General features: G+C 39.1%; 22 protein-coding genes, 1 tRNA gene and 1 riboswitch. Of the genes, 20 read left to right on the top strand and 3 right to left on the bottom strand.

Annotated features, from left to right (window positions below; genetic code table 11):
- Positions 1 to 3: 3 nt before the first annotated feature.
- Positions 4 to 900, bottom strand: coding sequence for an EamA family transporter RarD (gene rarD / locus VPAR_RS09010; RefSeq protein ID WP_012864964.1), 897 nt, complete (start codon positions 898 to 900; stop codon positions 4 to 6).
- A gap of 168 nt (positions 901 to 1,068) precedes the next feature.
- Positions 1,069 to 1,244, top strand: a riboswitch (cobalamin riboswitch).
- 290 nt (positions 1,245 to 1,534) lie between these two features.
- Between rarD and VPAR_RS09005 the strand changes: the two genes are divergently transcribed.
- The 8 genes from VPAR_RS09005 to VPAR_RS08970 all read left to right on the top strand — a co-directional run bounded on the left by VPAR_RS09005 (position 1,535) and on the right by VPAR_RS08970 (position 10,761).
- Positions 1,535 to 3,697, top strand: coding sequence for a methylmalonyl-CoA mutase family protein (locus VPAR_RS09005; RefSeq protein ID WP_012864963.1), 2,163 nt, complete (start codon positions 1,535 to 1,537; stop codon positions 3,695 to 3,697).
- A 4-nt stretch (positions 3,698 to 3,701) separates the two neighbouring features.
- Positions 3,702 to 5,891, top strand: a complete 2,190-nt coding sequence (scpA, locus tag VPAR_RS09000; RefSeq protein WP_004694550.1) for a methylmalonyl-CoA mutase — start codon at positions 3,702 to 3,704, stop codon at positions 5,889 to 5,891.
- Positions 5,884 to 7,137, top strand: coding sequence for a methylmalonyl Co-A mutase-associated GTPase MeaB (gene meaB / locus VPAR_RS08995; RefSeq protein ID WP_012864962.1), 1,254 nt, complete (start codon positions 5,884 to 5,886; stop codon positions 7,135 to 7,137). Before scpA ends, meaB begins: the two co-directional genes overlap by 8 nt.
- 330 nt (positions 7,138 to 7,467) lie before the next feature.
- Positions 7,468 to 8,358 carry a DUF3829 domain-containing protein gene (locus tag VPAR_RS08990; protein WP_012864961.1) on the top strand — a complete coding sequence of 297 codons (891 nt, stop codon included), beginning with the start codon at positions 7,468 to 7,470 and terminating at the stop codon, positions 8,356 to 8,358.
- A gap of 50 nt (positions 8,359 to 8,408) precedes the next feature.
- Positions 8,409 to 8,666 (top strand): hypothetical protein, encoded by a 258-nt coding sequence (locus VPAR_RS08985; RefSeq protein ID WP_012864960.1) that lies wholly within the window; start codon positions 8,409 to 8,411, stop codon positions 8,664 to 8,666.
- A gap of 253 nt (positions 8,667 to 8,919) precedes the next feature.
- On the top strand, positions 8,920 to 9,525 hold the full coding sequence (locus VPAR_RS08980) for a MotA/TolQ/ExbB proton channel family protein (RefSeq protein ID WP_012864958.1): 606 nt from the start codon (positions 8,920 to 8,922) through the stop codon (positions 9,523 to 9,525).
- On the top strand, positions 9,522 to 9,926 hold the full coding sequence (locus VPAR_RS08975; protein ID WP_012864957.1) for an ExbD/TolR family protein: 405 nt from the start codon (positions 9,522 to 9,524) through the stop codon (positions 9,924 to 9,926). Before VPAR_RS08980 ends, VPAR_RS08975 begins: the two co-directional genes overlap by 4 nt.
- 4 nt (positions 9,927 to 9,930) lie before the next feature.
- Positions 9,931 to 10,761: a hypothetical protein gene (locus tag VPAR_RS08970; protein WP_012864956.1), complete on the top strand. Its 831-nt coding sequence runs from the start codon at positions 9,931 to 9,933 to the stop codon at positions 10,759 to 10,761.
- Positions 10,762 to 10,828: 67 nt separating this feature from the next.
- Here VPAR_RS08970 and VPAR_RS08965 read toward each other — a convergent pair whose 3' ends face one another.
- Positions 10,829 to 11,239 carry a hypothetical protein gene (locus tag VPAR_RS08965; protein WP_012864955.1) on the bottom strand — a complete coding sequence of 137 codons (411 nt, stop codon included), beginning with the start codon at positions 11,237 to 11,239 and terminating at the stop codon, positions 10,829 to 10,831.
- Positions 11,240 to 11,667: 428 nt separating this feature from the next.
- Here VPAR_RS08965 and purB point away from each other — a divergent pair, with 428 nt between their 5' ends.
- The 9 genes from purB (at position 11,668) to VPAR_RS08920 (ending at position 21,169) form a co-directional block, all read left to right on the top strand.
- Positions 11,668 to 12,963, top strand: coding sequence for an adenylosuccinate lyase (gene purB, locus VPAR_RS08960; protein WP_004694564.1), 1,296 nt, complete (start codon positions 11,668 to 11,670; stop codon positions 12,961 to 12,963).
- A gap of 226 nt (positions 12,964 to 13,189) precedes the next feature.
- The gene (locus tag VPAR_RS08955) at positions 13,190 to 14,362 is read left to right on the top strand and encodes an MFS transporter (protein ID WP_012864954.1); all 1,173 of its coding nucleotides are present in this window, start codon (positions 13,190 to 13,192) and stop codon (positions 14,360 to 14,362) included.
- 267 nt (positions 14,363 to 14,629) lie between these two features.
- The gene (locus VPAR_RS08950) at positions 14,630 to 14,980 is read left to right on the top strand and encodes a type II toxin-antitoxin system RelE/ParE family toxin (RefSeq protein ID WP_012864953.1); all 351 of its coding nucleotides are present in this window, start codon (positions 14,630 to 14,632) and stop codon (positions 14,978 to 14,980) included.
- 1 nt (position 14,981) lies between these two features.
- The gene (locus VPAR_RS08945) at positions 14,982 to 15,254 is read left to right on the top strand and encodes a helix-turn-helix domain-containing protein (RefSeq protein ID WP_012864952.1); all 273 of its coding nucleotides are present in this window, start codon (positions 14,982 to 14,984) and stop codon (positions 15,252 to 15,254) included.
- Between the two features lie 74 nt (positions 15,255 to 15,328).
- Positions 15,329 to 16,612 carry an adenylosuccinate synthase gene (locus VPAR_RS08940; RefSeq protein ID WP_012864951.1) on the top strand — a complete coding sequence of 428 codons (1,284 nt, stop codon included), beginning with the start codon at positions 15,329 to 15,331 and terminating at the stop codon, positions 16,610 to 16,612.
- A 539-nt stretch (positions 16,613 to 17,151) separates the two neighbouring features.
- Positions 17,152 to 17,496: an ArsR/SmtB family transcription factor gene (locus VPAR_RS08935; protein ID WP_004694570.1), complete on the top strand. Its 345-nt coding sequence runs from the start codon at positions 17,152 to 17,154 to the stop codon at positions 17,494 to 17,496.
- 2 nt (positions 17,497 to 17,498) lie between these two features.
- Positions 17,499 to 19,016: a DNA polymerase IV gene (gene dinB, locus VPAR_RS08930; protein ID WP_071840076.1), complete on the top strand. Its 1,518-nt coding sequence runs from the start codon at positions 17,499 to 17,501 to the stop codon at positions 19,014 to 19,016.
- 88 nt (positions 19,017 to 19,104) lie between these two features.
- Positions 19,105 to 19,389, top strand: coding sequence for a hypothetical protein (locus VPAR_RS08925; protein WP_004694573.1), 285 nt, complete (start codon positions 19,105 to 19,107; stop codon positions 19,387 to 19,389).
- A gap of 316 nt (positions 19,390 to 19,705) precedes the next feature.
- A complete protein-coding gene (locus VPAR_RS08920; protein ID WP_012864949.1) occupies positions 19,706 to 21,169 on the top strand; it encodes a catalase in 1,464 nt (487 codons plus the stop codon).
- A gap of 153 nt (positions 21,170 to 21,322) precedes the next feature.
- Here VPAR_RS08920 and VPAR_RS08915 read toward each other — a convergent pair whose 3' ends face one another.
- Complete coding sequence (locus VPAR_RS08915) at positions 21,323 to 22,204, bottom strand: hypothetical protein (RefSeq protein ID WP_012864948.1); 882 nt, start codon at positions 22,202 to 22,204, stop codon at positions 21,323 to 21,325.
- 269 nt (positions 22,205 to 22,473) lie between these two features.
- Here VPAR_RS08915 and VPAR_RS08910 point away from each other — a divergent pair, with 269 nt between their 5' ends.
- The 3 genes from VPAR_RS08910 to VPAR_RS08900 all read left to right on the top strand — a co-directional run bounded on the left by VPAR_RS08910 (position 22,474) and on the right by VPAR_RS08900 (position 26,242).
- Complete coding sequence (locus VPAR_RS08910) at positions 22,474 to 23,466, top strand: 5'-nucleotidase, lipoprotein e(P4) family (protein WP_012864947.1); 993 nt, start codon at positions 22,474 to 22,476, stop codon at positions 23,464 to 23,466.
- Between the two features lie 48 nt (positions 23,467 to 23,514).
- A tRNA-Arg gene (locus VPAR_RS08905) sits at positions 23,515 to 23,591 on the top strand.
- Positions 23,592 to 24,022: 431 nt separating this feature from the next.
- Positions 24,023 to 26,242 (top strand): AAA family ATPase, encoded by a 2,220-nt coding sequence (locus VPAR_RS08900; RefSeq protein WP_012864946.1) that lies wholly within the window; start codon positions 24,023 to 24,025, stop codon positions 26,240 to 26,242.
- Positions 26,243 to 26,398 lie beyond the last annotated feature (156 nt).

Raw genomic sequence — 26,398 nt, 5'->3', positions numbered from 1 at the left:
ACCTTACTTTTTTAGGCTAATGCACGTTGTAATTTGGCTCGATAACGAGAATAATACTAAGGCTATCCAGATACAACCGAAGGCAATCATCTGTGGTGTGCCAAAGCTTTCACCAAAGTAAAAGATGGCTAGCAACAAGGCAATGGTAGGGGATACATATTGCAAGAAACCTAGTAGGTTGAGCGGCAATAGCTGCGCACCATAGGAGAATAGCACCAATGGAACAGATGTAGTTAGACCGCAGGCTATGAGCAGCATGGATGTATACCAGTCTGTACTGAAATAAGACCATACTGTATTATCGATCATGGTCGTATATAGTAAGGCTAACGGTGTTAATAGCCAGGCCTCAAAGGCGATACTCGTAAAGGGAGAGATGAGTAGTTTCTTTTTTACGGCCCCATAAAGACCGAAGGAAACGGCGAGGATCATGGACACTAATGGCAAGGATCCTACCTGATAGGTGAGTAAGGCGATGCCGATGGTAGCGATAAGGACACTCAGCTTTTTCGGTATAGATAGAACCTCTTTAAATAGGATGACACCTAATACTACATTGAAGAGTGGGTTGATGTAATAGCCAAGGCTCGTGTTCATAACTTGATTATTGGCGATGGCCCAAATGTAGGTGAACCAGTTTACGCTGATGATGACTGCCGCAACTAAAAGTAGGAATAGTTGTGAACGTTGTTCTTTTAGTAATTGAAAGTCCTTTTTGAATTGTTTAAAATGTAGGCCAAATACAACGATCGCCATGCAAATACCTGACCAGATAATGCGTTGTGCCAGTATATTATACGGTGAAACATGATTTAATAATGCCCAATATAGAGGGAGTAAGCCCCAAATTATATAACAACTAAGGGCTGTGATTAACCCTTTTTTACTTGTATGGTCCATAATGCCTCCTCGTGATAGTACTTATTATATCATTAATCCTTAAATTCTTAACTCATGCATTTTAGTTATTGCATATGATTTTCAGTTATAACTTTAGTTTTGGTACTTATGATTAAATGTTATGTTCATTGACTTTGTGCATATTGTTACACTATATTGGACTTAGAACAACGAATATAGAGAATAGGTGTCGTAAGACTTAATAGAGAAATCGGTATAAGCCGATGCGGTCCCGCCACTGTAAGGATGAGCCTGCTTTCATATATGTCACTGGAGTAATCTGGGAAGGCGAAAGCGAGGTGATGATCCCGAGCCAGGAGAACTGCCTATTTGATAATCACCGTTATGTACCTACGAGCGATAGGAAGGGGATTGGGGTATGCTGGCTACAGTATTTTTTAGTGTACCTTTCAATAAGAAACCTTACGTGTCACTTTAGGTGGCACGTTTTTTATTGCCCTTAGAGTGGATGTTGAGTATATGCGTCAAGTTTTATAGACATTAAACCGATGGACACATTTTGAGGTTGATGTGGTCCAATAAGATAAAGCTCGAGTGATTCATATATCTAACAATTCGCAGGTACGGTGCGCTGTTTCTCGGTATGGTTTCGAGTTGAAAAGGAGGCACATATATGTCTGACAAAAAGACTTCAAAGGATGCTGAACGTGATTTATTAGCACCTGTATCCTTTGATGAGTTTAAGAAACCTACGTATGAACAATGGCAGGCCGAGGTTGAAAAAGCGTTAAAAGGTGGCGACTTCCATAAGAAGATGTTCACTAAAACCTATGAGGGAATAACGTTACAACCAATTTACACGCCTGCATTGCATGGAGAAAAAATTCCAAAGGGTGTATATCCTGGAGCAGGTGAGTTCCTACGTGGCACAAAGGCAAGTGGTTATATTAAAGACTCTTGGGGCGTATCCCAATATGTAGACGAATCCTTTCCTAAGGATGCTAACCATGCAAGTTTATACGAAATTGTAAAAGGTGGTACCATTCACAATATTCGCCTTGATGAAGCAACACGCCATGATCAAGATGTGCAAGTAGGCGCAGCTGTTGGTATCGGCGGTACATCTCTGTCTACTATGGATGATTGTAGCCAATTGATTGAACGTTTTAATTTAAAGGAAAATCCTTTATACATTGAAACAGGTGCTTCTGCAGCTATCTTGCTCGGTATGCTAGCCGCTACGGTGAAAGGCTCTAAAAAACAGACCTCTGACTTGAAAGGTCTCGTTGGCGCAGACCCTATTGGTGTTTGGGCTAAAGATGGTACATTGCATATGTCTTTAGATACAGCCTTTGATGAAATGGCACATACTGTTGTATGGGCTAAAGAACAAGCTCCAGAGCTTAAAACTGTACTTGTATCTGGCGATGTATACGCTAATGGTGGCGCTAATGATGTGCAAGAGGTTGCCTATGCATTGGCAACAGCAGTTTGCTATGTGCGTCAATTAGCACAACGGAACATCGATATTCATACTATTGCTAAAAGCATGATATTCACATTCTCCTTAGGGGCCAACTTCTTTATGGAAATCGCGAAATTGCGCGCTTTGCGTGTGATCTGGGCGCGTATCATGGAGGCCTTCGGCGCTGATGAAAGCGACCGGGCGGTGCATGTTCACGGCAGAACATCGGCTTTCACAAAGACCGTATACGATCCGTATGTAAATCTGTTGCGTAACACGACACAGGCATTCTCCGGCGTTGTGGGCGGTTTGGACAGCCTGGAGGTATCTCCGTTTGATCAGCCGATTCGCAAATCTGACGATTTCTCCCGTCGTATTGCGCGTAATATTCAGGTCATGTTGCAGACGGAATTCGAATTGCGTCAACCTGTGGACCCTGTAGGCGGTTCCTGGTATGTGGAAACATTGGCAGCCGAATTATGTGAAAAAATTTGGGCTGAGTTCCAAACTATTGAGGCTAAAGGTGGTATCGTAGCAGCTTTGAAAGAAGGCTATCCACAAGCTCAAGTTAAAGCAGTTCTTGACGAACGCTTCAAAAATCTTTCATTCCGCAGAGATGTGGCTGTAGGTAATAACATGTATGCGAACATGACTGAAGAATTGCTTGATCCAAAACCAGAAAATCAAGAAACATTGCGTCAAAAACGGGTTGCTCAAATCGAGGAGTACTTGGCAAGTGCGGAGCCAGATGCGGTTGTGAAAGCACAGGCTACCCTAGAAGCAGGTACTACAGAGCCAGGCGCTTTGATTGGTCTTATTGAACTCGGTGCATTACAAAAATTAACAATACGTCAAATCCGGAAGGCTTTAGATGCTGGCGATATTGCTTCCGAAACCATTGAATCCATTGCAGCTCATCGCTGGACTGAACAGTTTGAAGCACTTCGCATGCGCACTGAGAATTATAAACAACGTACGAAAGATAATGTGAAGGTATTCTTGGCCAATATGGGCCCAATCCCTCAACATAAACCTCGGGCGGACTTCTCCACAGGCTTCTTCGAAGTAGGTGCTTTTGAAGTTATCAAAAATGATGGTCATGAAACAACGGCTGATGCTGCGAAAGCTGCTCGTGAAAGTGGTGCTGATGTTGTCGTTATCTGTTCTACAGATGATACATATCCAGAATTGGTACCACCACTTGCTAAGGAATTGAAAGAAACTATGCCGAATGTAACGGTTATTTTAGCAGGGGCACCTCCTAAGGACTTAGAACCTGTATACCGTGAAGCTGGTGTGGACGACTTCATTTCTGTTCGTGCAAATTGTTACGAAATCTTGAATACGTTACAAGATAAGAAAGGGATGTGAGCTCATGTTTAAAAATCCAGACTTCTCCTCTCTTGGCTTGGGATCTCAGACAGCAACATCTCGCGATGCATGGCTTGCTGAACTTCAAAAAGAAACAGGAAAAAGCTTTGAAGATTTATATAATACAACAATGGAGCAAATCCAACTAAAACCTCTCTATACAGAGATGGATTATGAAGGAATGACACACCTTGACTATATGGCTGGTGTACCTCCATTCTTGCGTGGACCTTATTCCACAATGTATGTTACTCGTCCTTGGACAGTACGTCAGTACGCTGGTTTCTCCACAGCGGAAGAATCCAATGCGTTCTATCGTCGTAACTTGGCAGCGGGCCAAAAGGGTTTGTCTATCGCCTTTGACCTTGCTACTCACCGTGGTTATGACTCCGATCATCCTCGTGTAGTAGGTGACGTTGGTAAAGCGGGTGTTGCGGTAGACTCCATCCTCGACATGGAAATTCTATTCTCCGGTATCCCCCTTGATCAAATGTCTGTATCCATGACCATGAACGGCGCCGTATTACCAGTAATGGCGTTCTACATCTTGGCTGGTGAAGAACAAGGTGTAGATAAAAAGGTTATGGCTGGTACAATTCAAAATGATATCTTGAAAGAGTTCATGGTGCGTAATACTTATATTTATCCTCCAGCTACGTCCATGCGCATTATCGGCGATATCTTTGCGTATACATCCCAGTACATGCCTAAGTTCAACAGTATTTCCATTTCCGGCTACCATATGCAAGAAGCGGGCGCTACTGCGGATATCGAATTAGGTTACACATTGGCCGATGGTCTCGAATATATCCGTACTGGTGTTAATGCGGGCCTTCACGTTGACCAGTTCGCGCCACGCTTGTCCTTCTTCTGGGCAATCGGTAAAAACTACTTCATGGAAGTGGCAAAAATGCGTGCAGCTCGTATGTTGTGGGCTAAGATTATCAATAGTTTCGGCTCTGAAAATCCTAAATCTATGGCACTTCGTACACATAGCCAAACATCTGGTTGGTCTCTTACAGAACAAGATCCGTTCAACAACGTGGCTCGTACATGTATGGAAGCGATGGGCGCGGCTTTGGGCCATACGCAATCTCTACATACGAATGCGCTTGACGAAGCCATTGCGTTGCCTACGGACTTCTCCGCACGTATTGCGCGTAATACTCAGCTTTACATCCAAGATGAAACTAAGGTATGTAAGGTTATCGACCCATGGGGCGGCTCCTACTATGTAGAAGCGTTGACAGATGAATTGATTCGTCGCGCTTGGGGTCATATTCAAGAAATCGAATCTCTTGGCGGTATGGCGAAAGCTATCGATACAGGGCTTCCTAAGATGCGTATCGAAGAAGCTGCTGCACGTCGCCAAGCTCGTATCGACTCTGGTCGTGAAGCGATTATTGGTATCAACAAATATCGTCTAGATAAAGAAGACCCATTGGATATCCTCGACGTAGATAACACGGCTGTACGGGAAGCGCAAATTCGTCGTCTCGAACAATTGCGTGCTAACCGAGATGAAGAAAAGGTTCAATCCTGTCTTGAAGCGATCACAAAGGCTACAGAATCGGGCGAAGGCAACTTGCTTGCTCTTGCGCTTGAAGCGGCTCGTGCCCGTGCATCCTTGGGTGAAATTTCCTTTGCTGTTGAAAAGGTATGCGGTCGTCATAAAGCGGTTATTCGCTCTATTTCCGGTGTATACTCCAGTGAATTTGAAGATGACGATGTAATCAAAGAAGTACGTCAAATGGCGGATAACTTTGAAGAACTCGAAGGTCGTCGTCCTCGTATCATGATTGCGAAGATGGGCCAAGACGGTCATGACCGTGGTGCGAAAGTAATCGCTACATCCTTCGCGGATATGGGCTTTGACGTGGATATCGGACCTTTGTTCCAAACTCCAGAAGAAACAGCACAAGATGCGGTGGATAATGACGTTCATATTGTCGGATTTAGTTCTCTTGCGGCGGGGCATAAGACATTATTGCCTCAACTTGTAGAGGAACTCAACAAGCGGGGCCGTGGAGATATTTTAGTTGCCATCGGCGGCGTAATCCCTGCTCAGGACTATGAATTCCTACGCGAACATGGCGCAGTGGCTATCTTTGGCCCTGGTACAGTTTTGCCAGTAGCGGCGAAAAAATTACTAGAGACATTGACTAGTCACGTTCAAGACGAGTCTCATGACTGATAACAAACGGTCTACTCCGGATGAATTGCGCAATACACAGGACGCAACTTTCACCACTGGTGAAGGCAAGGCCCCTGAATTAGGTGTAAAAAACGCAAGCACAGAGGGTAGTACCTATCGTCCCGACTGGGTGCCAGAAGAAGCGAAGAAAGATGACACTTATGCGTGTCACGTAATGAAAGGCGTCAAAGAAATGCATGACGGCCTCTTATCTAGCTCTGCTCATCTGGCTCCAGCGGTACGTCCCGTACAGCGGCGAAAGAAATTAACTGTCGCTGATTATGTACGCGGTATCGAGCAGGGGGACCGCGTTATACTTTCACGGGCTATCACATTAGTAGAAAGTAATAATAAGGACCATTTCAAACTAGCTCAACAAGTGTTGCAAGCCGTATTGCCTCGTACGGGCAAGGCATTGCGCATCGGTATTACTGGTGTGCCTGGGGCCGGTAAAAGTACGTTTATTGAAGCCTTCGGTAACATGCTCATTGAAGCGGGTTACAAGGTTGCCGTACTGGCTGTAGACCCTACGAGCCAAGTCACAAAAGGCAGTATTTTGGGTGATAAAACGCGGATGGAAACGTTGACGAAACATCCTGAGGCTTATATTCGTCCATCGCCGGCTGGTGGTACGCTAGGCGGTGTGGCTCGTAAAAGTAGAGAAACTATGCTACTTTGCGAGGCTGCTGGGTACGATATCATTCTCGTTGAAACCGTTGGGGTTGGGCAAAGCGAAGTTACTGTGCGCTCCATGGTAGACTTCTTTATGCTCATCGTTTTAACGGGGGCAGGCGATGAATTGCAAGGCATTAAAAAAGGCGTTATGGAACTTGCTGATGCTATTGTGGTCAACAAGGCTGATGGAGATAATCTCAAACGAGCTCTCATTGCTCGTAGCGATTACGACCGTATGTTGCATTATATCCGTCCGGCTACGGAAAAATGGAAGACTCAAGCCTACACATGTTCAGCTGTCACAAAGGATGGCCTCGATGAATTGTGGGATGTTATCCAAGAATTTACTGAACAAGGTAAAGAAAATGGGGTCTTCTTAAAACGCCGTCAAGAACAATCCCTCCGTTGGGTACGTGATATGATTGACGAACACTTGCACAACCTATTCTTTAACAATGTAGTCATTCAAGGTCGCATGGGCGAAGTCGAAAATGCTGTCTTAGACGGTGAAATGAGCGAATCTCAAGCCGTTGAAGAGCTTATTGGCGTTTTCGATAAGTCTTTACAATAAGTAGATCGGTAAATACATATTGTATTGTTAAATATATATCGTATTGCTAAATATATATTAGATAAGCCGGCATAACTTATCTTAATACGAACTCTGTTAGTAATCGTATGTATTTCGATATAATTAAAGATGTATTTGTAAAAGGCATAGTATTAAAACTGCTGTTGGTGAAACAAGTAGTAAGATACTGTGCCTTTTTCTATGCCTATGAAAGCGTATTCATGAAATAAATTTCATATATTTATACTTAATGCTTTTATATATATCATATATGATATATAATTTAATCATAGATTGTTACTTGTGTGTGATTAAAAAGAGAGGGTCATTATGAAACCACTAGTAAAGAAAATGCTAACAGTAGTATTGTGCGCATCAACTCTAACAGCACCATTATTCTTGACAGGATGTAGTGTTTCTAAGGTTGCCAATAGCGTACAACAAGGTGTTCAAAAGACATCACAAGATGACGTTAAAGTGTTTAACAACTACATTAAAGCCGTTGGCGATTTTAACAGTCATACAGTGCGCTTTGGCTATGCTATCGGCCCAGACATTCAAAAACTAAGAGAAGGGCAACATTTAACAAGCTTTATGTCACCACATTTTGATTCTTTACAAGAGAACTTACAAGCCGCTAAAGATGCTGGCGTGCCATATGATGATATGAAAGAACCTTTAGATAACGTATTGGCTGTATTAAAGGATATTGTACCAGTAGCCAGTGAATTGGATACGTACTACGAAACTAATTCATATCAAGCAGATAATTATGCTAAGGAACAACAATTAGGACCTAAATACGTCCAATTATATGATCAGTTCTATGCGGCGTATAATCAACTAGACGCAGTAATTCACAAACACAACACGGAAAACCAACAAGAACAGTTGAAAGAACTTAAAGAGTCTGGCAAGAAAAATGCAGCGGCAGCTCAAGAAGTTCATTTACGTTTAACTGCTTTATTGGATGGCTTTGAAGACGGTAAACAAATTGATGTAAATGCAGCTAACCAAGAGTTACAAGGTATCATGGACGTATCTAATAGTATTACTAGTTCGGAATATAAAAGTGCTAAGGATTCATTAAATACAGCTATTGGTAGAATTCGTACATTCTTAGGTGACCAAACAAATGATCATTATAATGATATGGTTGAATCCTATAATCGCTTCATTGGCAGTATGAATCGTTTGGATATGAACAAACTTGATAAATAATATCTAATTTTATATACCATTTCATATAATGATAAGAGAGGGGCATTCAAATGAACAAAAAATTATTATTACCTGTAGGTGTAGTTGTTCTAATTATTGGTATTGTGATTCTATTATTAAATCCAGATCCATCGGCGGCTAATTTGGAAATTGCGAGAAACGCTACAAATGCTCAAGCGGCAGCAAAGGCGATTTCTGAGAATAACCAATCTTACACATTGTGGTATTCTATCGGCATGTTCTGTAGCGGTTTAGGAATTGCACTGTCAGTAGGTGGCTTCATTGTAGGCTTTATTAAAAAAGACTAATCTATTTAGGAACGCATAAAAGGCTGTACTAGAATGTATATCATTTCTAGTGCAGCCTTTTTGTATTTTAATTTTATCCTGTGGACTTTAGCTAGCTTATGTCTATCTAGCGAATTAGTCTATATTTATCTTGCAAGTCGTCCTATATCTATTTATGTTGTGGTTTTACGCTCTATATCTGTTTTCGGTGGGATAAAACGTGGTATAATTAACCCGGATAGAGCCTAAAGGTATGTGGCTTTTGGAGGTTAGTATGAGTAGTATAGCGCATTTATTTGCAGCTGGTGGATTTGTTATGTATCCGCTAGTGATTTTTTTACTGTTTACCTTGATGATTGGCATTGAACGTATCTTTTTATATCGCAAGTTTACAAAGGACTTGCGCCGTTTTAATAAGGTCTTAGAAAAGAACCAATCTTGGATTATGTTACCAAGTGTTTTGGAACGTGATACAGAGGAACTTGGTTCTTTATTTGCCCGTGCTATCCGCAGTGCAAAGAATTATAATGGCTTGGAAAACCGCCTTCAAGATGTAGTGTCGTACGCCGATGAACGTTTAAAACGAGGCCTTAGTTGGCTCAGTATGATTGTAACAATGGCCCCGTTGTTGGGCTTGTTGGGGACGGTCCTCGGCATGATTCGTGCGTTTGCTGTGGTAGGTGGCGATATTGGGGCCCCAACTATTATTACAGGTGGTGTTTCTGAGGCCTTAGTGGCAACGGCTACAGGTTTGACCGTGGCCATTATTGCGCTTGGCTTTCATAGTTACTGTGCGGCAAAGGTCAACGATTCTGTGGCGACATTAGAACATGAGTGCGGTAATATCCTTGATGCGTACAATGAGGAACATGATATATGAGACGACGCACATTAGGGGTTAAAAAAGAGCCTACCATCATGATTATTCCCATGATTGATATCGTATTTTTCTTACTCGTATTCTTCATGGTAGGCACGCTGTATATGAATACAGAGCAACAAATTCCGCTAAATTTACCATCTGCATCGACGTCTACGGCGAAGTCTATCGAACCTATCACCATCACCTTGACTACAACGCACACGCTATATATTGATAATCAGGAAATTTCTTCGGATCGTTTGGCGCAAGAGGTCAAATCTATCGTTACACAAGCTCCTCAACAAGCTTTTGTTATCCGCGCCTCAAAAGATGTGTATTATAACGAGGTTATTGAACTTTTGGATATGCTCAAGGTGAACGGTGCTAAATACATTAGCGTCGCTACGGAACGGAAGTGATTCCATGTTTGAATCACATTATCTGAAACCTTTTATTGTGTCTTTAGGCATTACAATCATACTTATTTCTGGCATGGGGCTTTCCTTACGTGGTATTGTTGGAACAGGTGTGGCTTATGATGCAGCAGAGGTTAGCTTTCATCTGCCTGAGGATAGTGAAAATGATGCGGAAACTACCGCTATTGAGCCTACATCTAAGGATAAGCCATCGGTTGAACCTCCGACTCCGGAAGGGCCTGCGCCTAAGGCGGATCCCCTTGTAACGGAAAATACAGGTGATGAAAGCATTCACAATTTAAATGCCAATAAGACTACATCTAATGCTCGTCGCGAATGGGCCGTTCCAAAGGCCATAGAATCGGAAACAACTAATAATGAACAAGCTGTAGTTACGGGTGGAAATGATTCTAAAGATGGTAAATTTTTTAAGCCTGACAATGCTCCTATGGGTAAGGATATAACATCTGATCCGAATGCCAATGGAAACGGCTTTGCCGAAGCTAGTGATTTATCCTTTCTCTCTGATCTCGCTTGGAGTTTATTGAATCCGGGACAACAAGCGCTTTTACAAAAGCCAGATATCAACCCCCAAGAATATTTAAGAACTGTACAAGAACAGGGGAAGGGGTCAATCGTAACAGGTAGGGTTGTAGTGCGCGTTAACTTTGATGTTGATGGACATGTCATCGTGGGAGAACATACACCGCTCATCGCAGAAGATGTGCCGCAACCTGTAAAAGAGGAAGCAATGCGCATCGTTAAAAGCAGTGGTTCTATTATCAATCGAAGAGGGGAACCTGTATATCTAGCAGTTCCTGTCGTTTTAGGACAATAAAGAGGCATATCTTACATACATTAGTATGTGATATGCCTCTTTGTTATGGTTATAATAAATGATTGTATTAATTTTGATTGGTAAGCATCGTTTTCGTAGAGTTGAAGACGGCTAGATATACGATGGCGCCGCCGATGAATAATGTGACTTGCATAGGGGGGCTGAATTGATCAGCTCGCCACAATGCAAAAGCGTAGAAGAACATGGTAATCAACATGATGAGAAATGCAATGATAACGCGTACGTTAGTATGTACCGCTAGAGATGTAGTAATGCGGGATTTATTTATCATTACGTAAATTAAAGACACCACAATATCTGCGGTAAAGATGGGGAAGATGAAGTTATAATCAAACTCGCCCAAAAGGACTACCGCCAAGCCGATAAAGCTGAGCCCAAAGAATAGACGTAATAGAATACCTATAGTATTAGATTCGTTGCGCTGTGCGCGGCGTTCTTTACGATTTAAAGTTGCCATGAAAGCCTCCCCCCATAGTAAAAATGTTTGTTACTATTAGTATAAAGCTCGTGTGTAGATTGAGCAATTATTCGCAGTACATTTAGTCTTATGTTTATTATATATCACAATATTACAATGTATAGCTATGCTATATTATAAATTAATTTATTACTATATGACCATATGAAAAATTAAAGAGAGAGAATATGGTTCAAGTTATTTTTACCTATGTTGTTAATAGTATTATTGTATTTGTTTTTCCCTATTTTAGAGTCTATAGTTCAATATGTGTATCCTTTTTCCTAGGATTGGGCAATTAAATACGAACGATAAGTAAAATTAATATAATTATCATTCGGAAAATTTAGGCGCTTTCGTTGAATGGAGCTTTCACATATGGTACAATAATCCTATAAATCTAGCTTTTATCATGCAAAGGAGACATCATGATACCACGTTATACACGAGAAGAAATGGGCCATATTTGGAGCGAACGCAACGAATTCGACACAATGTTATTGGTGGAGACCCTCGCATCTGAGGCACAAGCTGAGTTGGGCGTTATTCCTAAAGAAGCGGCGAAAACAATCCGGGAAAAGGGAAATTTCGACGTTGAGCGCATTCATGAAATCGAAAAGGAAACGAACCATGATATCATTTCCTTCGTAACAGCAGTGGGCGAATACGTAGGTCCTGAAGCGGCTAAATACATCCATCTTGGCCTTACCTCTACAGATGTGAAAGATACGGCGCTTGGGTACATGATGAAACAAGCCTGCGATATCTTAATTGATGACTTAAAGCGTTTGCACGAAGTGTTGCGTCGTCGTGCAGCTGAGTTCAAATATACTCCTATGATTGGCCGTACCCACGGCATCCACGGCGAACCAACTACATTCGGTTTGAAATTGGCGTTGTGGATGGCAGAGGTAGAACGTGATATTGAACGCATGGAGCATGCGCGTAAAAGTGTTGCCGTTGGTAAATTGTCTGGCGCTGTTGGTACATACTCCAATATCGATCCATTCGTAGAACAATATGTGTGTGAAAAATTAGGCCTTGAGCCTGTTAAAATTGCTACGCAAGTGGTGCAACGTGACCGCCATGCTGAGTTGTTGTCTACCATCGCTGTTGTAGGCGGTACATTAGACAAAATCGCATTGGAAATCCGTCACTTACAACGTACAGAGGTACGCGAAGCAGAAGAATATTTCAGCCCTAAACAAAAGGGTTCCTCTGCGATGCCTCATAAACGCAACCCTATCACATGTGAAAGAATTTGCGGTATGGCTCGCTTGCTTCGTGGCTATGCACAATCTGCTTACGAAGATCAAGCATTGTGGCATGAACGCGATATTTCTCATAGCTCTGTAGAACGCGTGATCTTGCCGGATGCGACAATCGCATTAAATTATATGTTGCACCTAACAATTCGCACCATTGATAAATTGTTGGTATACCCTGAAACCATGCTTAAAAATCTTAACCTCACAGGGGGACTCGTATTTAGCCAAACAATTTTGACACACCTTGTAGATAAAGGTGCGGTACGTGACGAAGCATACCGTTGGGTTCAAAAACATGCTATGGAACGCTGGCTTGAAGGCAAAGACTTTGCAACAGGTTTAAAAGCTGATGAAAATATTAAGAAATACATGACTGATGAGGAAATTGATGCATGCTTCGACCCATATAAATTGCTAAGACATGTAGATACAATCATGGCTCGCTTTGGCCTATAATTGTAGGCGCTTTCCACATAACATATGAAAATTAGGGTAGGTATAGACCGACAAGCCTATGGCACATGCATTAGGTGTTGGCTATATCTACCCTTTTTGTTTAAAAGCAATATACCATTTTAGATAGAAGTATATTATTTTAACAGATAATTATAAATTAGTTTCCTAGCAGGCTTTTGTATACTCGTCTTACATTAGAAATTATCTATTTGTTTTAGGAGGTTATATGAAACGTATGATACGAAAGTACGGACCGCCTATTTTTCATTGCATCAATGATTTTGGCCAAGGTTCCTTAGCGGCGCTCATTCCGTTTTTTATCGCTAACTTTGGCCTTAATTACTATCAATCGGCGACCATTATCTTCTGTAATACCGTGGTGGCCTCCATCGCACAGCCCATATTGGGTTATGTGGCGGATCGATGGCGCGTGCCCTGGTTTATTCCCGTTGGCTTTACGGTGACTCTCGTGTCCATTAGCGCCATGGCAATGGCTACGAGTTATGAAATGATTCTTGCTCTGTCGCTCTTGGCCGGGGTAGGGGCCGCATTATTCCATCCTGAGGCAGCTTTATTGGTAAATCGTACGCAATCTCATGAGCTTGGTAATGCTATGGGGCGCTTTGCAGTCGGTGGTAGCGCTGGCTTTGCACTTGGACCTCTCCTCGCTGGGGGTGTATATGTCTTTGGGGGACAATTCCTTTGTGTATTTACGATTATCGCACTACTTGGCGTATTGCTATATCTCTATGCCTTTATGGGCGAGGGTGAAGCTGATACCGATGATACTGCTGATACTGTTGATACTGGTAACCGTGAAAGTCGTTCTAAGGTTCTTAGTACTGCTACAAATGATTGGGCGAGCTTTGGTAAGTTATTTTTTGTGATTGCCTCTCGATCTATACTCTTCTCTGTATTGGCTATCTTTATTCCTATTTTGTATATTACTATTATTAATGGTGAAGCTAGTGCATCTAGTTTGGCCCTTACTGCGTACTTTGCGATGGGGGCCGTTCTTACCTATATGGGAGGGGCTTTATCGGATAGACTTGGATTTCTTAAAACTGTGCGCTTAGGTAATCTGATTTTCTTGCCTTCTGTTTTAGTATTTATCTTTGTGCCTAACGTTTGGGGCTTCTTTGGCGCTATGATACCGATGGCCTTTGGTGTGTTCTCACAATACGGGCCAATTACGGTGTTAGGTCAAAAATACCTTGCTAAAAATGCGGGCTTTGCATCTGGTATTACGCTAGGCCTTGGCATTACCTTAGGTGGCCTTGTGGCACCTTATGTAGGACATCTAGCAGATATTTATGACGTACAAACGGCATTGATGACATTAATACCTGTAGGGTTGATAGGGCTCTTAATGAGCTTCTGGTTGAAAGAACCAAAATAACATCAATGCAATAGGGTCATATTAAAGACATAATAACATGTAAGTAGCAAAATCGTATAAAAGAACTAAAATAGAATATTTTGATTCGATAAAATGTCAATACATGGGAGGTGACCATTGGTCACCTCCCATTTGTTTACTTTAATAAACCAGTTATCTATATTGGATATAGTAAGACTTTGATTTTCTATATCTCAATATCTTTACTTGATATATGTTTTAACATATAATTAAGTAAAGATTTCTTCTAGTATTAGGAGGAATGACATGGATACGTTTTCTGTTGTTTTTTATGAAAACCTAAGTGGAGATAAGCCAGCAAAAGTATTCTTAAATGAACTTTCAGATAAACAACGGGCTAAAACAATTCGAGATTTAAAGATACTTGAATTATATGGCAATCGTTTAAGGGAACCGCAGTCTAAATATTTAGAGGATGGTATTTATGAGTTGCGAACGAAGCAAGGTTCAAATATCTCAAGAATATTGTATTTCTTCTTTGTGGGAAGGCGAATTGTATTAACTAATGGTTTTGTAAAGAAATCTATGAAAATACCTAAAAGTGCAATTGAACTAGCTATTAAATATAAAAATAATTATATTGAGAGGTATAGATAATATGGAAACGTTAGATCAATATTTAGAAAAGCAATTAGAAAATCCGAAGTTTAAAAAAGAGTGGGATGCGTTAGATGATGAATACCAAATTATTCAGAATATAGTTGAGGCGCGATTAGCAGCACATATGACGCAAATGCAATTATCTGAGTTAACAGGTATTACACAGTCTGATATTAGCAAGATTGAAAATGGCAATGGAAATCCATCTTTGAAAACATTGCAGAAAATAGCCCATGCGTTTGGGAAGAAACTAAAGATTGAATTTGTATAAATACTTTCACAGAATCCGAACATTGTTGTATAATGATATTGAATTATTTAGACTTTCATATGGAGGATATAGATATGGCAACTAGTATGGTTATCGGCACTCAATGGGGTGACGAGGGGAAAGGTAAAATTGTTGACTGGATCGCAGAACGTGCGGATGTTGTGGTGCGCAGTCAAGGTGGTAATAATGCAGGTCATACTGTTGTAGTAGATGACAAAGCATTTGCGCTTCGCCTGTTACCAAGTGGTATCTTATACGATAACAAGCAAAATATCGTTGGTACTGGTGTTGTTATCGACCCTAAAGTTCTGTTACAAGAAATTGAAGGTCTTGAAAAGCAAGGCAGATCTGCTAAATCCCTTCAAATTTCCGACCGTGCACATGTAATCATGCCATACCATATCGCTCTAGATACTGCAGAGGAAGCATCTAAAGGTGATGCTAAAATCGGTACTACTAAAAACGGTATCGGTCCTTGCTATGCTGATAAAATCAATCGTATCGGTATCCGTATTTGCGATTTGTATGATATGGAAACATTCAAACAAAAATTAGCGTACAATGTAGAATTTAAAAATAAAATGCTTACTAAGGTATACGATGCTGAACCTGTTAACTACGATGAAATCCTAGCGGATTACACCAAATACGCAGAAGCCTTGAAGCCTTATGTAACAGATACTAATGCGGCTGTTCTTAAAGCCATTCAAGAGGATAAAAAGGTATTGTTCGAAGGAGCTCAAGCTACTATGCTCGACCTTGATCATGGTACATATCCATTCGTAACATCTTCTCATCCAATCGCAGGCGGTGCTTCCACAGGCGCGGGTGTGGGTCCTAACTACTTGAAAAATATCTTCGGTGTAGTAAAAGCTTACGCTACACGCGTTGGTGCAGGTCCGTTCCCTACAGAGCTTCTTAACGAAACTGGCGATAACCTTCGTGAACTTGGTCATGAGTTCGGCACTGTAACGGGTCGTCCTCGTCGTTGTGGTTGGTTAGACCTCATGGTTGTAAAATACGCAGCAGGTCTTAACAGCCTTGATTATTTGGCTATTACTCGCTTGGATATTCTTGATACTTTCAAAGAATTGAAAATCTGCGTAGGTTACAAATTAAATGGTAAAGACGTAGAAGGCTTCCCAGCTAATTTGAAAGATCTTGAAGCCTGTGAAGCAGTGTACGAAACATTGCCAGGCTGGGAAACTGATATCTCTGGTATTCGTGAATACGACAAATTGCCTGAAAATGCTCGTAAATATGTAGAACGCATTGCTGAAGTAACAGGTGTACCTTTGGGTATCGTATCCGTTGGCCCTAACCGTAGCCAAACTATCGACTTAGTAAATGTATTCTAAGCTATACTAATTTGATATAATAGGAAATTTGTATTTGGTAGCATTGATATAATATTATACATTTTAATATTTTTTGCTATGCAATCGATTTATAGAATTATACAGATATGACCCCTCGTAGAGGGGTCTTTTGTGTTGAATAGATGTAGAATATAAACGTGGATACTCTATATCTAATCCTTTAGGTTGCTACAGTGGTGCGGTATATCGAAGTATGCTATATAGTTATTAAAGTGTGAGTATATCGAGAAATATATAATAAATAATAGAGTACAATTGTTATATATACAAAAAAATGTATATTCAGATAAATCTATAAAATGAAAATTTGTTTAAAATATTCATTTTATACAAAGAAATACGTGCTTAAATTAGTTTATAATGAGACGAAATTTACTTATCTATAATTTTTTTGTATTCATAATAAATTATTAAGATACAAATATAAAGAAAAAAATAGATTTACATTAAGAAATAGTATATAATAGTACCAAGAAGTAGATTGATATTTTTTGATAAGGATCTGAGGAGTTAAAGATATGGTTGAAGTTTCTTACGAACGTTTAGCGACGATTTTTAAGGCATTAAGTGATGAAACAAGATTACACATCATCGATATGTTGTCTTGCAATGAATTATGTGCAGCCGATATTTTAGCGAGCTTCAATTTGTCTCAATCTACGTTGAGTTACCACATGAAAATCTTAATTGATGCAGGTGTAGTCAACTCTCAACGTAATGGTTTATGGACGCGTTACTCCATTAATGAAGCTACATTTGCCGATATTTTAGATATTCTCCCTCAATTATATAAAACTAAAGATGAGTGCATTTGTGCGCAGATTAAATACTGCCGCATTTCTGAGCACGAAAAAGAAGCGTAACAATGAGACGTTGGATTATGCATGTTGATATGGATGCATTCTTCGCGTCCATAGAACAACTGGATCATCCAGAGTATAAAGGCCACCCCGTAATCGTGGGTGGTCTTTCTTCACGTGGCGTTGTAGCTACCTGTTCCTATGAGGCTCGAAAATTTGGTGTTCACTCTGCGATGCCAATCTTGAGGGCTAAGAAACTCTGTCCTGATGGCATCTATGTATATCCTCGGATGGATCGATATAAAGAAGTGTCGAACCAAATTTTTTCCATCATGAAAGAATTCACCCCTTATATTGAGCCTCTATCTATTGATGAAGCCTTTCTTGAAGTGAGCGGCATGTCTACCATGTATAGTGGTCCTAAAGCGCTAGGACAAGCCATTAAAGATCGTGTATTCGAGAAAACAGGACTTATTATCTCTGCAGGCTTAGCACCCAATAAATTTCTTGCTAAATTAGCCTCTGATTTAGATAAGCCAGATGGTCTTGTGGTCATCCCATACGGTCGTGAAAAAGAGGTGCTAGCTCCTTTGCCTATTAAACGTATTTGGGGTGTTGGCCCTCGGACAGAGAAAATTTTGAAAGCTGGTGGCTTTCATCTGATAGGTCATATTCAGTCTTTGCCTGATGAAAGCACTTTAATTCCTCTTGTGGGAAATCAGGCAAAGCGCATATGGGAACTTGCGAATGGTATCGACGATAGACCTGTTGAAACAGACCGAAAAATACAATCGATTGGCGCTGAGGAAACCTATGAAGAAGATCTCACAGAAGGCCGTGCTATTGAATTAGAATTTAGGTACTTTGCAAACCGTTTATCGAAACGGCTTCGTAGACGTAGCCTTTATGGACATACTGTATCTATCAAGGTTCGGTATGATGATTTCACTACCGTATCACGGCAGAAGCGGCTAGATACGCCGTCAGATCATGAGCATGTATTTTTTGAAACTGCGCTGCTCTTGTGGAATAAGCTCCTGCAAGATAAAACGAGTAAGAATCCGAAAGGTACAAAGAAAGACGTAGAAGCACTAGGGGCAACTATGAAAGTGAAATCTACTGATTTTAGATATAGTAGTTCTAAAGATAATCGTTCTAACCATATTGGGTCTAAATATAGTAGTTCCAGTGAGATTGCCTTTATGGATCCGCCTGGTCCTATCCGTTTATTAGGCCTTACTGTGAGTGGTCTCGATGAGGAGGTTCCTATGCAGGACAGTCTCTTTGAATCCCCACAGGATAAAACAGAGGATAAGCTATCTAGTGTGTTAGACTCCTTAGAGTCTAAATTTGGTGAAACCGCTGTCATGAGTGGGGCGTTATGGCAACGCTTTCACGGAGACAATGGAATACGCAGAAAACGGTCAGAGTTGAAAGCGGCAGTGGATGCACAGCCTGATCAAGAGGATGGGGAGTCTATTAATGTTGATGTAGTCTCAACTAAAGAGGCTAATCGGTCTACAATTGCAGATACACACCCATCTATTGAAGGACCTAAAAAGACCGTCAAAAAGGACTTATAAAGATTATATTGAATACTTTCGCTAATATAATTGTTCGTGTTACAATATGGGTGTAGTGTTAATAAATTACCGCAAGAGAGGTATAGATATGAGTTTATTTCGTGTGGCCATTCATTATGGCGTAAACAGCAATGGTTTCTTGTCCTATGATACAGAAACAAAAACAGTGTCCGTAGATTTACCTGAACAAGAGTGGGTGGATAAGGTAATCGCTTACTTGAATAATGAACATGCTATTGAGCATGCTACAGGTCTTGATACGTATGAACGATTGACCGTAAAACCATTAGAATCTTTGGATAATCTTAAGTTAGCTTTAACACGTATGTGGGAAGCGATCGATGTACAAGTTGACTGGAGTCGTCCGGCATAAATTGAATGAAAACACCTTGTGATCTACAAATTAGTAGAAACAAGGTGTTTTTTGTTTTGCGTATTTTTGTAGGTACATCCTAATAGCATTTAAATATATAGCATTGAAATTCTCATTTTAAAATTATAAATGATATCGTGTATACAAAATTTATAAAGGTTTAGGGTTGTTCTGTTAAAAAAATTGTGATATTCTAATTATAGATTAACGGATAATAATTATCCATTAATAATTTTTATCGTAATTGAGATATATGATTTAAAAATTATGTAAAGTAAATTACTTTCATTTTGATCTCTAAGTAGGAGTTTGTAACATGAATAATGAAAAGAAACTAACAACCGCCTTTGGTGCTCCCGTACCAGATAATCGCAACTCTGCTACAGCAGGTAAACGTGGTCCTGTATTGATGCAAGATGTTTGGCTCATGGAGAAATTAGCGCATTTTGAGCGCGAAGTGATTCCTGAACGCCGCATGCATGCTAAAGGATCCGGTGCATTTGGTACTTTCACAGTAACTAACGATATTACAAAATATACGAAAGCAAAAATTTTCTCTGAAGTAGGCAAGCAAACGCCGTTATTCGTACGTTTCTCCACCGTTGCCGGTGAGCGTGGTGCGGCCGATGCAGAACGCGACATTCGTGGCTTTGCCGTAAAATTTTATACGGAAGAAGGAAACTGGGACCTTGTAGGTAACAATACACCGGTATTCTTTATCCGCGATCCATTGCAATTCCCTGATTTGAACCGCGCTGTAAAACGGAATCCGAAAACAAATCTTCGCGATGCGACAGCAAATTGGGATTTCTGGACTAGCTTGCCAGAGGCGATCCACCAAGTAACAATCGTCATGAGTGACCGTGGTATTCCTAAATCCTACCGCACAATGCATGGTTTCGGCAGTCATACATACAGTCTTATTAACGAAAACGATGAGCGCGTATGGGTTAAATTCCATTGGGTTTGCCAACAGCCGATTGAAAATCTTTCCGATGCTGAGGCGGCTAATGTGGTAGCTAGTGACCGTGAAAGTCACCAACGTGACCTCTTTGAGGCTATTGAAAAAGGCGATTTCCCTAAATGGAAATTATGCATCCAAGTGATGACCGAAGAACAAGCTAACAATATGCCGTACAATCCATTCGATTTAACTAAAGTATGGTATCACGATGAATTCCCATTGATTGAAGTTGGTGTAATGGAACTTAATCGCAACCCAGAAAATTATTTCCAAGATGTAGAACAAGCTGCATTTGCACCAACAACTATCGTTCCTGGTATCTCTTTCTCTCCTGACAGAATGCTACAAGGTCGTTTGTTCTCCTATGCGGATGCGCAACGCTATCGTCTAGGGGCAAATTATTATCAAATCCCTGTTAATGCCGCTAAATGTCCTGTAAATATCTATCATCGCGATGGTCAAGGACGTATAGATGGAAACCATGGGTCTACAATTGGCTACGCACCAAATAGCTTTGGTGAATGGGCTGAACAACCGGAATTCAAAAATCCTCCTCTCGACGTATCTGGCCCAGCCTACCAATATGACTTCTATGAAGACGACTCTGACTTCTTTACACAACCAGGTAAACTGTTCCGCCTCATGAGCCCTGAACAACAACAAGTCTTATTTGATAACACCGCAGCAGCTATGAACGGCGTACCTGATTTTATCAAAGAACGTCATGCAAAACATTGCTACCAATGCGATCCAGCTTATGGTGAAGGCGTTGCTAAAGCCTTGGGTATGAACATCGATTTTAGTGATGTAAAATAAGATTAAAGATATTATTTAAGCAGCATTAAAATAGTTTATCTAAACAATACTAATGCGATAAAAGAACTTCCTTAAACTAACACGAAGCCCCTCCTTGCTATGTAGCTCATAGTAAGGAGGGGCTTTTGTTGTGGAGAGTGTATTTAAATATTACTAATCAAATTTTTTACTTGTTAAGTCTTGATACATGAGCTTAGCAATTTCATATTGTGGATCACCCGGTTGTAGCTGGTGTGTCGGTAGTTTAAATACGGTTTCAGCTATTTCACTTTTCTTGATATCGATGCCTTTTACATCTTCAGAACGACTTATGGAAATCGTATGCGTTGTTGGGTTTATGAAGTACGCATTTACATCGATGCTGAAAGCTTTATTTTCGTCCTTTCTCATGATTGTACGTAGAATCATGGCTGAAATAGCAGTAGTATCATTTTTTTCACCTAATAGTTGCTTAGATGTATAGTCCACATAATCTGCATAGACATAAATATCGCCGGGTTTGGCCTTGTCGTAATCTTGTGTGTAGGCCTCTACTAAACGCAAATCGAGTTGTCTCCCAAATGGTTGAGAGAACATTTCGCTTTGTAATGCTCGTGTTTCATTAACAGGTGGATACATAGGTATTGCTTTTAAACCTTTTAGCATATCCGCGCGAGTTTCATTTTTTCGTTTAGCACGACGTTCCGCACTGACCTTGTCTAAGCGTTCACGCTCCTTTAACATGGCCTTTTCTTGTTCTTCTTTAGTTTTGTAGGTCTTTATGGATACAACACGGTTACCGGTCATAGTGACTGTCGAATAGACGGGCTTATCTTTAGTAGGCTTTCCCTTAGAAGCAGCAAGAGTAGATTGGACCATAGCTGGTGTTGCACTTTCAATAGATCTTTTTAGCTCTGGTAAATTGGAGTAATCCATATCGACCGTAGTAGTATCTGTGTTTTCGGTAGATTGTACAGGGGCAGCTGCATATGCAGATGATATAGCTAATACAGCTAATAGTGAACTGACAATAATTGATCGTTTACATAGTTTCATTACATATACCTCTCTTTAGTAAGAAATCTCTATACCATCAATAGCTGTATTATAGCATAGTTTTTGCATAGATAGATTTAAAACTGTACTTATTAACTCCTAAAAGAGCCTAAGCAACTATCTGAATCGAATCGATTTATGGTATGGTGCATAGGATCTTTTTTTGCTTTTAGAAATATACAAATTTTAAAAGGATTTTAGTATAACTATGTAGAATTATATGATGTGTTGAATTTACACGAAATGTTACATGTGAATAGGAGGCAGTTATGAAATCTAGTAGTTTGGCATGGTATGTGGCGGTGGCTTGTATTGGAGGAAGCCTTTGTATGGGGCCTGTGGTACAAGCGGATTCTCCGACTAAGGTAAAAACAAATAGCCCTGTTTCTGCTGCTGTTGTAACGCAGGCTCAACCAGTTCAGCCTGTTACTGTTACAGCAGTTAAGAATGATGGAGTTAGTGCTACAACAAATAATACAGTAACTAATAATGTAGTAGCTAATGATGTAGCGGCACAGGAAGCCCTCAAGCAAAAGCAACAGTACCAAGCCGAAACTGAAACGATGGGCTTGCTATGGATGCGTACCTCTGCAGAGTACAGAGCGTTGGCGTATCAAGGGTATAATGTGGCAATGAATGCCGTTAAGATGGCCGTTACTGATCCATCTCATCAAAGAAAACCTTTAGCTATCGTTCTTGATGCGGACGAAACCGTAGTGGATAATACCAAGTTGATGGGTGAAAGCATTGTAAATGGTAATGGCCGTTTTGATGCTCCTTGGTGGCGTCAAGCCGTGTATCAAGGCAAATCGCAAGCCATGCCTGGCGCTGTTGAATTCCTAAATGAAGTACATAAACAAGGGGTAGAAATTTTCTACGTATCAAACCGTTACGCCCCAGTAAACCTTGATGTAACGATACAGAACTTTAAAGAATTAGGCTTTCCATCTGTTGATAAAGACCATGTACTACTATTCGAAAAAGACTCTGACAAACAACCTCGCTTTGATATGATTGCTAAAAAATATTATGTCATTGTATATATGGGCGATAACGCCGGTGATTTCCCAATCGGCACAAAAGGTAAGACACTAGCTGAAAGAAATAGCATCATCGATGCTCATAAAGAAGACTTTGGTACTACCTTTGTGGTATTCCCAAACCCTGCTTACGGATCTTGGGTAAGTGCATTAGCTAAAGGCTACCAAAACCTCAGCCCAGAAGAACAAAAACAAGTAAATAACCAATACCTACAACAATAAGGACGCCTTGCGTATACTTTATTAAAAACGATATAATAAAGTGTACATGCGTCTATAGCTCAGTAGGATAGAGCAGCAGTTTCCTAAACTGCGTGTCACTGGTTCGATTCCGGTTAGGCGCACCAAAAAATATTAAGTTAAAATAGCTTTCATTACATTTTTGTGATGAAGGCTATTTTTGATTATATTAAGTCTTGGTTTTGGGAGTTAATATTTATTAATTAGAATAAAATGTATTTTAGATGAATTATTATTTTTGTGATAAAATAATGGTATATAAATTAGATGGACTAATGTTACTAGAGGTTATGTACAGGGAGTTTGGAGGAATACAAATACGATTTATACTAAAATAGCACAATCAACTTCTAATATTTACAATTAGTAGTATTAGAGCTTTTCAAATTCAGCAGGGAGCTACAGATTCACAAATGGAAGCATGGTGTATAATCCATTTTTAGTTAGTCAACTTTAATAATGTGATAAGTAAAGGTATAGTGGGAAATAAACTGATACATTTATTGTAATTATTATCAAACTGTTAAGGGGAAGTTATATGGAATTTTTACAATGTAAGTTATCTAATTGTTATGGTATTGATGCATTAGAGTATAAATTTGATTTTAAAGATGCAAACACAAATGTATTTGCAATATATGCAAGAAATGGCCTTATGAAAACATCTTTTGCTAAAACATTTAAAATGTTACAGGAGGGTAAGGAATCTGAAATCAGAGATGAAATATTTAATGAAGAAGGTCAGATTGAGATTATTACAGAGCAAGGTCCACTAAATAAAGATTCTGTATTTGTAATAAAAAGTTTTGAAAACTCTTATGAATCAAATAGTATAAGTTCTTTACTGGTAAATGAAGAGATAAAGGCAAATATTTCAGAGTTAATTAGTTTACAGGACTCATTTTTAAAGAAACTAGAAAAAGCTTCAGGGGTTAAAATATCTAGAACATTGCAAGGGAAGATAATATATGAATTAGAGCCAAAATTAATAAAAGATTTAGAGTTAACCAAAGATGGGTTACTTTTAAATTTAAAGAAGATAAGAGATTCTTTGGCTAGTTTGGAAATTGATCGCGAAGATATTTTATATGTGGATATATTTGATGAGTCAGTATTAAAGAAAATATCAAATCAAGTATTTCAAGACTCTATTGAAGAATTCTGTGTGTCTTATGAGGAGATATATAGATCTTTCTCCTTTTTAGATAAAGGTAATTTTACATTAAGTAAATTAAAAAATATTAATAAAGCACTAGATAGTAATCACTTCTTTGTAAAAGAGAATAAGATTACTTTGGATGGAGATTATATAGTTAATAATATTGATGATTTAAAAGTAAAGATTGATGAAATCGAGGTAGAGCTAAAGAAAGTAGACGCTTATGCAAAAATAGAAAAACTATTGAATGACAGTAAGGGAATAGTTTTGCGGGATATTATTGAAAATAATCCTCATATAATACCATATCTTAAAAGTAATAGACTTGACTTTTTTAAGAAACAGTTATGGATTTCTTATATAAAAAAACATATAGAAATATTTCAAGAGTTGGAAAATAAATATAATTTATTAGAAGATAAACTAGGAACAATTAATCTTGAAGATACTCAATGGAGTAAGGCTTTACGTATCTTTGAAGAACGGTTTACTCTTCCGTATAAGATGTCTATTCAAAATTATAAGAGTACAATAATTGGATCTAGTATTCCTAAAATTGAGTTTACATTTAAAAAGAATGGTAAAAGTGTTAACTTAGATAGAAGTAGATTAGATAATATTGATGTACTTAGTCAAGGCGAAAAAAGAGCACTATATCTTTTAAATATAATCTTTGATATAGAAAAGCTAAAAAATACTGACCGTGAAATTGTGTTTATTATTGATGATATAGCAGATTCATTTGATTATAAAAATAAATATGCGATTGTAGAGTATTTGTATGAAATTGCACAAAATAATAATTTTTATTTATTGATTCTTTCTCATAACTTTGACTTTTATAGAACCATATCTAGTCGTCTATCATTGCGTGGATTATCAAGGTTACATACTAATATAGAGGAAGATAAAATAGTTTTAACTCAGGAAAAATATCAACTAAAATCTCCATTTGTACCGTGGAAGAATAATCCTAATCTAGTTAATGTACTTGCACTTATTCCTTTTGTAAGAAATATAATTGAATATACAGTTAAAGAGTATTCTAAGAATAATGACTATTTGTTTTTGACAAGTTTACTCCATATAAAACATGAGACAAATAAAATTATCTTCAATGATTTATTAGATATATATAATAGATATTTGAATATAGATACCTTTGAATCAGATATAGAATTAGAAGGGAAAGTATGTGAAGCTTTATATAAAGAAGCTGATGAAGTAACTACTGGTGATTGTGATTTGGAGTATAAGTTATTGTTAGCGATAGCTATTCGACATAAGGCAGAGCGATTTATGTTTAATATATTAGAAAATAGAACAGAACCAATTACGTGGAACATAAGGCGTAGTGAACAAACAGGATTATTTGATGAATTTTGTAATTATCTTGATAATGCGAATAATCAAACTAGAGAGCTATATTATGTCGTAAAACAGTTTGTGTCGAAGGAAATTATTGAGATTCTAGATGAAGTAAATATAATGACACCTGAAAATATACATTTAAACTCTTTTATGTATGAACCATTGCTGGATATGGATATTCAAGAATTGTTAAATTTATATTCAAAAGTGAAGGCTCTTAATGTTTAATAATAGCAAGTTAGAATATACCGATAAATATTAATTTTTTATTCTGAAAATGTAAATTAGGAATTTTAGTGAAATAAAGCTCCTAAACTACGTTGTACTAGTTCGGTTTTGGTTTGATGCATCAAAATTGGGGATATTTATAATTGATGAAACTTT

The organism is Veillonella parvula DSM 2008 (assembly GCF_000024945.1).
GTDB lineage: Bacteria > Bacillota > Negativicutes > Veillonellales > Veillonellaceae > Veillonella > Veillonella parvula.
This window is presented reverse-complemented; position numbering and strand designations above follow the sequence as displayed.